Origin of the sequence: Campylobacter lari (genome assembly GCF_004357905.1) — a bacterium.
GTDB lineage: Bacteria > Campylobacterota > Campylobacteria > Campylobacterales > Campylobacteraceae > Campylobacter_D > Campylobacter_D lari_D.
Genome location: NZ_SMTT01000004.1, coordinates 92,869 through 103,028, shown reverse-complemented (window position 1 = coordinate 103,028; position 10,160 = coordinate 92,869). Strand labels below are relative to the sequence as shown.

Here is a 10,160-nt window from a genome sequence, read left to right as displayed (position 1 = left end):
AATAGTATTATTTTTTTTATTTAAGACTATATTAAAAAATCAAGGAATAGAATTGATATGATTTGATATTGTCAATAAAAAGGAGGAAGATATGCAAGATAATGTCATTGATCGTAGAAATTTTTTTAAATTAAGTCTTTTAGGTGGCGGCGTGGTTGCTGCTAGTACTATGAGTGGTGGAGCTATATTGCATGCTGCAGAATTAACTCATGCGCATAAGAAAACACAAGGAGGTTCAAATAAAATAAGAGGAAAAATGTTTTTTCAAGTGCAGACCGATTTTGATAATCTAAGTGCAGCATGTGAGAGAATTTATCCAAAAGATGAGCAAGGTGATGGTGCTATAGGCTTAGGCGTACCTTATTTTATTGATAATCAATTAGCTTCAGCTTATGGTTATAATGATAGAGAATACTTACAAGGACCATTTATAGAAGGAATTGCTGAGCAAGGTTATCAAACCCCAATGAAGCGTAATGAGATTTTTTTAGAGGGTGTTAAAGCTTTGGAAATAATATCTCAAAAGCGTTATAAAAAAACTTTTTCATCTTTAAAAGGAGTTGAGCAGGATAAAATTTTAGTTGATTTAGAAAAAAATAAAATCGATTTCATAGGATTTAAATCTTCTGAATTTTTTACTCTTTTAAGGGATATGACAATAGCTGGAGTTTTGTCTGATCCAATTTATGGTGGTAATGATAATAAAAATGGATGGAGAATGATGCAATATCCTGGTGCTCAAATGAGTTATATTGATAAAATTGCAAGTGATGAGTTTTTTGACATAGAGCCTATGAGCTTAGCTGATATGGAGGGATGAATTATGGTAGAAGTATTAAAAAAAGTAGATGTGGTAACAGTAGGAGCTGGTTGGACAGGTGGTATAGTTGCAGCAGAACTTACCAAAGCTGGATTGACTGTCTTGAGCTTAGAGCGTGGTATGATGCAAACTACGGAAAATTTTGCAATGATTCACGATGAGTGGAGATATGGTATTAACTATGGTTTAATGCAAGATTGCTCAAAAGATACAGTAACTTTTCGCCATAATGTCAATGGTTTAGCTTTACCATATAGAAAAATGGGATCTTTTTTACTTGGAAGTAATGTTGGTGGTGCAGGGGTGCATTGGAATGGTTGGACCTTTAGATTTTTACCTTATGATTTTGAGATTAAAACAAAAAGTTTTGAAAGATATGGTAATAAATTAGGTAATGATTATACCTTGCAAGATTGGGGTTTAACCTATAAAGATATGGAACCTTATTATGATAAGTTTGAAAAAACCTGTGGAATTTGTGGAGAAGAAAACCCACTTGCTGAAAAAATGGGTTTGTTTAGATCAAGTCCTTATCCGCAAGAACCTTTAGAAAATACTAAAATGCTTAAACGCTTCGAAAAAGCTGCAAAAGAAATGAAATTACATCCATTTAGATTACCTGCGGCTAATTCAAAAGGCGGTTATACTAATCCAGATGGTCAAGATCTAGCCCCATGTCAATATTGTGCTTATTGTGAGCGTTTTGGTTGTGAGTATGGTGCTAAGGCTAGTCCTATTAATACTGTCATACCTAAAGCCATGAGTACAGGAAAATATACTATAAGAACTCATAGTAATGTTATAGAAATACTAAAAAAAGATGGCAAAGCTACAGGAGTTAGGTTTGTAGATACTAGAACTATGAAAGAGTATATTCAGCCAGCAGATATTGTAGTGCTTACAAGCTATATGTTTAACAATGCTAAGCTTTTAATGGTAAGTGGTATAGGTGAGCAATACGATCCAAATACAGGCAAAGGTACTTTAGGTAAAAACTATTGTTATCAAATCAATATGGGAACAACAGCATTTTTTGATGAGCAATTTAATACATATATGGGTTCAGGTGCTTTGGGTACAACTTGCGATGATTATAATGGGGATAATTTTGATCACTCAAAAGAGAAGTTTTTACACGGAGCTATGATTTATAGTGTGCAACTTGGAAATCGCCCTATCCAATCAGCTCCTCTGCCAAAAGGAACTCCAAGTTGGGGAGCTGAATTTAAAAAAGCTTTAAACTATAATTTTACAAGAGCCATTACAGTGGGAGGGCAAGGCGCATCTTTACCACATAAAAGTAACTATTTGAGTTTAGATCCAACCTATAAAGATGCTTTTGGAACGCCACTCGTAAGACTTACTTATAATTTTACAGATCAAGATCGCGCTTTGCATAAATTTATAACAGATAAAACAGCTGAAGTAGCTAAAAAAATGCAAGGAGTGAGATCAATTAAAAAAGGAACTTATTTAAAAGATTATAGTATTGTGCCTTATCAATCTACACATAATACGGGTGGAACTACTATGGGTGCTGATCCTCGAACAAGTGTTGTTAATACTTATTTGCAACATTGGGATATGGATAATCTTTTTGTTGTGGGTGCAGGAAATTTTCAGCACAATAGCGGATATAATCCTACTGATACAGTTGGAGCTTTGGCTTATCGTTGTGCAGAGGGTATTTTAAAATATCATAAAAATGATAGACAATTAGTATAGATATATGTGAAGCATTTTGCTTCACATATTATTTTTCACTACTATCTTTTTCTTTTTTCTTTTTCCATAAATGAAGCGCAGCCCTGCATGCCCCACCAACAATAGCAGCAATGATAAGATTTGTGATGAAATACATCGAAACCATTTTTAATTTGTTTTCATTTTGATAAAAAATGATTTTGGATTATAATATAAAAAAGCATGATGCTATATAAAAGGAAAGTATATGGAAGAAAAGTGCGATTTTACGGAATGCGGATTTAATTATACTTTATCTTTGATTTCGGGAAAGTATAAGATGAGCGTTTTGTACTGTTTATTTCGCTATGAAGTAGTAAGATATAATGAACTTAAAAGATATCTTGGTAATATTTCTTTTAAGACTTTAACACATACTTTAAGAGAGCTTGAAAATGATGATTTAATCACGCGTAAAGAATACCCACAAATCCCTCCAAAAGTAGAATACCGTCTTGCTAAAAAAGGTCAAAGTTTAATTCCTATTTTACAAGCGATGTGTGATTGGGGCGAGGCAAATCAAAAGGAAGAAAAATGATAGAATTATTAGATGGTATAAATTTAGAAAAATACATGGGCACATGGTTAGAAATGGCTAGAAAACCTGCATTTTTTCAAAAAACTTGCAAAAGTGCTAAGGCAGAATATGAGCTAGAGTATGAAGGCTCTACGCCTATAATCAAAGTCAAAAATATATGCACTAAAGAAAATGGAGAAATCTCTCAAGCAAATGGCAAAGCTAGGGTAAAATCACCAAGATCTTTAGCGGTTAAATTTAGTATTTTTATGAATGTTTTTAACAAGCCAAATTATGAGATTGTTTACATTGATACAAATTATCAAGTTTCTATCGTAGGTAGTCCTGATAAAAAATATCTTTGGATTTTATCAAGAGAGATTTTAGCAAAAGAGCAAATAACCTCTTTGCTTGAAATAGCCAAACAAAGAGGTTTTGACACTAGCGATGTGATTTTTGATGAGTATTAATCCTCTGCGCTCATATCGATTACATAGCGGAATTTGGCTTTTCCTGAAGTGAGATTTTCATAAGCTTTGTCAATCTCGCTTGGTTTGATGAGTTCAATTTCAGGATAAATTCCATGTTCTAAAGAAAAATCAAGCATTTCTTGAGTTTCTTTAATGCCCCCAATAAGCGAGCCATATACTTTTTTACCTGCTTTATGTACAAAGTGAATGATGTTAATGCTAGGACTTACTTCATGTGGAGGTAATCCTACTATAGCCATCTCACCACCAAATTTTAATAAATCCATATAAGCTAGCGGATCATAAAGGGTTGGTATGGTAGAGATGATGAGGTCAAATCTTTCTTTTACCGCACTTTTATCTGTACTAGTATAAAAATTACTCACACCCATAGCTAGAGCTTCTGATTTTTTGTTTTCATTTCTTGCAAAAACACTTACTTTTGCACCCATTTTCACAGCATATTTTACTGCCATCATACCAAGTCCACCAAATCCTGCTACGGCTACACTTGAGCCTTCTTTGATGTTTGAAAATTTAAGCGGTGAATAGGTAGTAATACCCGCACAAAGTAAAGGCGCTACTTTGTCAAGTGGTGCATTTTTTGGCACATTGATAGCAAATTTTTCACTTACTACGATGTTGTTTGAGTAGCCTCCATAGGTGTTTTCATTATCATGAAATACATCTTTGCAGTTATAAGTGTAGATGGTTTTACCATTTTCGCAAAATTGCTCTTGAGATTTTTTGCATGCTTCGCACTCTCCGCATGAGTTTACCATGCACCCAACCCCAGCATAATCACCTACTTTAAATTTACTCACATTTTCACCCACCGCGATAACTTCTCCTGCTATTTCATGGCCAGGTACGCAAGGGTAGGTTGCCTTACCCCATTCGCTTCTTGCAGTGTGTATGTCGCTATGGCAAATTCCTGCGTACTTGATAGCGATTAAGATATCGTTTTTGCCTACTTTATGGCGTGTAAATTCAAAAGGTGTGAATTTAGAATCTTTGCTAAGCATGGCATAACCTTTACTTTTAACACGACCATTTTCTAAAAAGATTTTTGAGTCCATTTTCTCTCCTTTGTGGTTTTTGAAATTATATTAAAGCTAGGTTTTTATTGCAATAGGGAAAATAAAGTAAGATACTATACTAAAGGTGCGTTTGTGGGTTTTGGTTTGATTTTTATGGTATAATTATTTAAATTTTTTATCCATAAGGAAGCCATGGAATTTAAGCATTTTTCAGAAGATGATACTAGAGTTAAACTCATAGATGTAAAACTTCACACTAGCTCTTGGAGTGAAGAAAATATCATAAGAAATTATTATTTTACCGATGGGCGTAAGCTTATAGGAAATAAAAGAGGCGAAAGAAAATTTGCAGATTATTTGTTGAAATTTCAAAACAATAATCTTGCTATCATAGAAGCTAAAAAACAAAGCAAAGATCCTTTAGATGGCTTATCTCAAGGCATAGAATATGCTAAAATTTTAAATGTAGCATTTGTATATAGCACTAATGGCGATAAAATTTACGAATACAACCTAAAAACTTCAAGCGGTGAGTATATAGAAAAATTTCCAACCCCAAATGAGCTTTTTGCTAGGATTTATGGAAATTTAAAAGAATGGCAATACAAGCTTTTATCACAGCGAGAATTATACATACCCCAAAAAGAATTAAGATATTATCAAAAGATCGCAGTTGATAAAGTCATAGAAGCTTTGATTAACGGTAAAAATAGAATTTTACTCACTCTTGCTACAGGCACAGGTAAAACCACTATAGCCTTTGCTTTGTGTTATCGTTTGCTTGAAGCTAGGTGGAATAAAACAAATCAAGACAAAAAACCTAAGATATTATTTTTATGTGATAGGGTGAGTTTAAGAGATCAAGCTTTAGGAGAGTTTAATCCTATAGAGGGCGATTGCGTGGCAGTGAGTGCGCAAGAGTTGAGAAAAAATAATGGTAGAGTACCTACAAGTGCAAATGTGTTTTTTGGAATTTATCAAAGTCTAGCTTCAAATTCAAAAGAACAAGAAAACGCTAATGAAGAGCAAGAAAGCAAATTCTACTTACAATACCCCAAAGACTTTTTTGATCTTATCATCATCGATGAATGTCACAGAGGTGGAGCGAATGAAGAAGGTAGCTGGGTAGGGGTGCTAGAGTACTTTTCATCGGCTACGCATTTAGGGCTTACTGCTACACCTAAAAAAAGCGATAATGTAGATACTTATAGATATTTTGGTGGGAGTGTGTATGAGTATAGTCTTAAAGATGGCATAGAAGATGGCTTTTTAACTCCTTATAAAGTTAAGCGTGTTACGACTACGCTTAGTGAAGGCTATGTGTATAACCCTGATGATATCATAGAAGGTGAGTTAGAAAAAGGCTTTTATAAGATCAATGAATTTGAAAGAAATATTCACTTACCTCAATACAACGATTTTCTAGCTAAAGAAATTTTAAAGCTCATCAACCCTATGGACAAAACCATCATCTTTTGTGCTAACCAAGCTCATGCAAGTGAAGTAAAAAGAGCCATTGATAAATTTAAAAGTGTAAAAAGAGATGACTACTGCGTGAGGGTTACAAGTGATGAGGGTAAAATAGGGCTTGAATACTTAAAGCAGTTTCAAGATAATGACAAAAGCTATCCTGTAATACTCACTAGTTCTAAAATGCTAACCACAGGAGTAGATGCTAGAAATGTCCGCAACATAGTGCTTTTGGCAAATATAGGTTCTATCATAGAATTTAAGCAAATCATCGGAAGAGGCACTAGGGCGTATGAGGGAAAAGACTTTTTTACTATACTAGATTTTACCGGAGTAACAAGACTTTTTTATGATCCTAAATGGGATGGCGAGCAGATCAAAGATGAAGAAAAAACCGAGGTAAAAACTATACAAAACAAAAGAGAGCAAAGCAACCCTAAAGAAGCAACCAAGCAAAAAGAAGTCACTGTGCATTTAAAAGGCACAAAACTAAAAGTGCTTGATATAACGACAAGCTACATAGGAGATAGCGACAAGCCACTTAGCACAAAAGAATTTTTGGAATTTTTAGTAGGAAAGCTAGCAGAATTTTATGATGATGAAGTAAAGTTACGCGAGATTTGGAGTAACCAAGCAAGTAGGAAAGAATTTTTACAAAAACTTGAAAAAGACCGCATAAGCGAGCAGGTTTTGGAAGAATTGACAGTGATTTTTGAGCAAAAAGACTGCGATGTGTATGATGTGTTAGCACACTTAAGCTTTAACAGCGAGATAAAAACACGCCATGAACGCGTGCTAAATGTAAAAAATAGTGCATTTTTAAAACGCTTCCAAAAAGAAAAAGCCTTAAAGCTTGTGGAATTTTTACTAGATAGGTATCAAGAGTATGGTATAAAAGACTTTGATAGTGGGTTAAAAACACTTATAGATCTTAGCTCTTTAGGTAGTGTAAAAGAGCTAGTGAGTGAATTTGAAGGTATGGAAAATTTAAAACAATGCATTGATGATTTACAAAGGGAGATTTATGCAGGATAAAAGAATAGAAATAGGTGAGTATAAAGGTATAGTTTCGCAGCATATAGATTTGGAAAATAGTGCAAATATTTTGCTAGTTGGTGAAAATGGTTGTGGGAAGTCAAGAATTCTAGAATCTATTTTTGAAAAATATATACAAGATGACAATTTTAATGTGATTTGTTTTTCTTCTGGACAAAATGAAAAATTTACTGAAATTTTTAAAAAACATAAAAAAGAAAAGATGCGAAATAAAAAGAACTACGATAATAATCGAAAAGTTGTTCATTCTTTTTATTTTGATAAAAATTGGATAATTTTATTAGTATTTTTTTCCATCTCTACAAAGCAAGACTCTTTGGTAAAAAGCTTTTTAATGGAAAAAAATATAAATATTGAGAATATAAGTTTATATTTTAAATTCAGAATTCTATCTGATTATATTCGAAGACTTGAAATTGAATTGATGCAAGAAGCAAAAGGCGTTGTAAAAAGAATTATAAGAGATACTATAGATTATAAAATACTAGAGAAGATAGCTGAAAAAAAATTTGATCAACATTACTATGAAGATTTCAATAGTGAACCTTATCCTATAATAAAGCGAGGTATAAATTTTTCCATAAATCAAGCTAATGAAATTTTTGGCAAAGATAGCTCTGAAATTTTTACTTTTTTAAGTAATGCAACTCAAAATGATAGAAATATTGATATAAACACAGTAACACTTACTTTGGATAACGACCTTAAATTTGATGATTTAAGTGATGGCGAGTATCAGCTTTTAGCTATTTATGCTATTTTAGATATTTTCGATAAAGAAAATACTCTTTTTTTATTTGATGAGATTGATTCACATGTACATTATAAAAATATTGAAAAATTATGGAGTCGATTGGAAGACATTAAAGGTTATTGTATATCTACATCACATATTACAGAAAGTATTGTGAGAAAAAATATAGAAGATATTTATTTGGTTGACAATGGAAAATTACAAAGTAAAGATATTTTTAATGAATTATGCAAAAGGCTAGATAATTTCACATCAAATAAAATGTATCAATATCAAATAGCATCAAAATGTGAAAATATTGTTTTGATAGATGATTTGAATGATTGGGAGATTTTTAAAATGTTATGTGAAATTAAAATTGATAATGAAGATGATTTGAAAATATTAAATCAAATACAACCTTTTAAGTGTCCTTCTGGATATAGTAGAAATACTGATACTATTGGAAATAAAAAACTTGAATGGTGTAAGGATTATATTAAAATATTAGAAAATAAACATTTTAATAGTAAAAATATTTTTATAATATGTGATAAGGATAATTATATATTAAGTTCAATAGATAACGAATTAAAACCATCTGGCTTAAAATCACTCCTAAAAAGTCTTAATGATTATGCAAATTGTTTTTATTTGAGAGTCTGGAAAAGAAGAGAAATAGAAAATTATTTACTCTCATATACTATGCTAGAAAAATACAATGTTTTAAATTTGATAAATAATGATAATCTAGCTAAAAATGATCATATAAAAAAAGATGATAACTTGGATAATATTAATTCTTTAAAAGAATTAGATTGCAAGGATATTATTCAAGGATTGTATAGTGATGATAATGGAGATGATATAAACAAAATGAGACAAGTTATTTTTAGTATTCCAAAAGAAGAAATTTCAGAAGATATAGTAACGATGTTTAATTTTTTGAAAAGCAAGGTAAAAAAATAATGATAAAATTACCGCAGGGTTGGGAAGTTAAAAAGCTTGGTGAGATAGGTTTTTTTATAAGGGGCGTTTCTTACAAAAAAGAGCAACTATTATCCACAAAGAATGAAAAATCTGTTTATTTGTTAAGAGCAAATAATATTCAAAATGAATTGAATTTAGATGAACTACAAATCATTCCCAAAGAATTAGTAGTTGATAAGATTATTCAAAACAATGATATATTATTTGCAATGAGTAGCGGTAGTAAACATATTGTAGGCAAAAATATACTTTTAAACAATTTAAATGATTTTACTTTTGGGGCTTTTTGTGGATTATTTAGAATTATCAATCTAAATATTTGCCATAAATTTATAGCTTATTATTTAAGAAGCGATTCTTATAAAAATTATATTTTCAATATTTCTAAAGGTTCTAACATAAATAATTTAAGGTTTGTAGATTTAGAGAAATTTCAAATTCCGTTGCCGCCGCTCAAAGAGCAAGAAAGGATAGTGGGGATTTTAGATGAAAGTTTTGCAAAGATAGATGAGAGTATAAAAATCTTAGAGCAGAATTTACTAAATTTAGATGAGTTAATGCAAAGTGCCTTGCAAAAAGCTTTTAACCCTTTAAAGGATAATACTAAGGAAAACTACAAACTCCCGCAAGGTTGGGAATGGAAAAGCTTAGGGGAGATTTGCGAAATTATAGGTGGCGGCACTCCATCGAAACAAATAAAACAATATTGGGAAAATGGAACGATTAAATGGGCTACTGTAAGAGACATGAATACAGAAACTATTGAAGATACAGAATTTCGTATTACAAACTTAGGCTTAGACAATAGTTCTACAAATATTATTAATCAGGATTTTATATTAATTGCAACTAGGGTTGGATTAGGGAAAGTTTGTTTAGTAAAAGACACTTTAGCTATTAATCAAGACTTAAAGGGAATATTACCACACAAATCACTGAATAAAAAATATTTATTTTATTTTTTTAAGAAAAACAAAGATTTTTTAATAGAAAACGGTATAGGTGCTACTGTCAAGGGTGTATCAGTAGACTTTATCAAATCTCTACAAATCCCACTACCCCCACTCAAAGAACAAGAGCAAATCGCTTCGCATTTAGATGAGCTTTCTTCTCATGTAAAAAATTTAAAGCAAAACTATCAAGCACAGATAAAAAATCTACAAGAGCTTAAAAAATCCTTGCTAGATAAAGCTTTTCAAGGAAGATTATAAATGTTAAAATTTTTATCAAATTTTAACATAAAGACTAGATATGTTAAAAATTTTTGATTTTTTTAACATATTTTTTTATAATGTTAAAAATTTTAAAAAAATTTTAACAT

General features: G+C 31.4%; 8 protein-coding genes. 7 read left to right on the top strand and 1 reads right to left on the bottom strand.

The features are described 5' to 3' along the window. Positions 1–91 precede the first annotated feature (91 nt). From E2O22_RS04555 to E2O22_RS04540, 4 genes are all read left to right on the top strand, one after another. Positions 92–820: a gluconate 2-dehydrogenase subunit 3 family protein gene (locus E2O22_RS04555; protein WP_133319432.1), complete on the top strand. Its 729-nt coding sequence runs from the start codon at positions 92–94 to the stop codon at positions 818–820. A 3-nt stretch (positions 821–823) separates the two neighbouring features. Continuing rightward, positions 824–2,545, top strand: coding sequence for a GMC family oxidoreductase (locus E2O22_RS04550; protein WP_133319431.1), 1,722 nt, complete (start codon positions 824–826; stop codon positions 2,543–2,545). A gap of 226 nt (positions 2,546–2,771) precedes the next feature. After that, positions 2,772–3,101 carry a MarR family transcription factor RrpA gene (rrpA, locus tag E2O22_RS04545; protein WP_087700365.1) on the top strand — a complete coding sequence of 110 codons (330 nt, stop codon included), beginning with the start codon at positions 2,772–2,774 and terminating at the stop codon, positions 3,099–3,101. Further along, positions 3,098–3,550, top strand: a complete 453-nt coding sequence (locus E2O22_RS04540) for a lipocalin family protein (protein ID WP_133319430.1) — start codon at positions 3,098–3,100, stop codon at positions 3,548–3,550. The genes rrpA and E2O22_RS04540 overlap by 4 nt, the downstream gene beginning before the upstream one ends. Here E2O22_RS04540 and E2O22_RS04535 read toward each other — a convergent pair. Then, positions 3,547–4,629 carry an NAD(P)-dependent alcohol dehydrogenase gene (locus E2O22_RS04535; RefSeq protein WP_133319429.1) on the bottom strand — a complete coding sequence of 361 codons (1,083 nt, stop codon included), beginning with the start codon at positions 4,627–4,629 and terminating at the stop codon, positions 3,547–3,549. The two genes, E2O22_RS04540 and E2O22_RS04535, sit on opposite strands and share 4 nt — an antisense overlap. Before the next feature lie 153 nt (positions 4,630–4,782). Between E2O22_RS04535 and hsdR the strand changes: the two genes are divergently transcribed. From hsdR to E2O22_RS04520, 3 genes are read left to right on the top strand one after another with little or no spacing between them, the layout of a single operon-like run. Beyond that, complete coding sequence (hsdR, locus tag E2O22_RS04530) at positions 4,783–7,095, top strand: EcoAI/FtnUII family type I restriction enzme subunit R (RefSeq protein ID WP_133319428.1); 2,313 nt, start codon at positions 4,783–4,785, stop codon at positions 7,093–7,095. Further along, positions 7,064–8,818, top strand: a complete 1,755-nt coding sequence (locus E2O22_RS04525; RefSeq protein WP_243705644.1) for an AAA family ATPase — start codon at positions 7,064–7,066, stop codon at positions 8,816–8,818. The genes hsdR and E2O22_RS04525 overlap by 32 nt, the downstream gene beginning before the upstream one ends. After that, a complete protein-coding gene (locus E2O22_RS04520) occupies positions 8,818–10,050 on the top strand; it encodes a restriction endonuclease subunit S (protein ID WP_133319426.1) in 1,233 nt (410 codons plus the stop codon). Before E2O22_RS04525 ends, E2O22_RS04520 begins: the two co-directional genes overlap by 1 nt. The last annotated feature ends 110 nt before the right edge of the window (positions 10,051–10,160 follow it).

Coding starts and splice junctions, on each gene's coding strand:
- E2O22_RS04555 (WP_133319432.1), top strand. CDS start 92: ATGCAAGATAATGTCATTGATCGTAGAAATTTTTTTAAATTAAGTCTT.
- E2O22_RS04550 (WP_133319431.1), top strand. CDS start 824: ATGGTAGAAGTATTAAAAAAAGTAGATGTGGTAACAGTAGGAGCTGGT.
- rrpA (WP_087700365.1), top strand. CDS start 2,772: ATGGAAGAAAAGTGCGATTTTACGGAATGCGGATTTAATTATACTTTA.
- E2O22_RS04540 (WP_133319430.1), top strand. CDS start 3,098: ATGATAGAATTATTAGATGGTATAAATTTAGAAAAATACATGGGCACA.
- E2O22_RS04535 (WP_133319429.1), bottom strand. CDS start 4,629: ATGGACTCAAAAATCTTTTTAGAAAATGGTCGTGTTAAAAGTAAAGGT.
- hsdR (WP_133319428.1), top strand. CDS start 4,783: ATGGAATTTAAGCATTTTTCAGAAGATGATACTAGAGTTAAACTCATA.
- E2O22_RS04525 (WP_243705644.1), top strand. CDS start 7,064: ATGATTTACAAAGGGAGATTTATGCAGGATAAAAGAATAGAAATAGGT.
- E2O22_RS04520 (WP_133319426.1), top strand. CDS start 8,818: ATGATAAAATTACCGCAGGGTTGGGAAGTTAAAAAGCTTGGTGAGATA.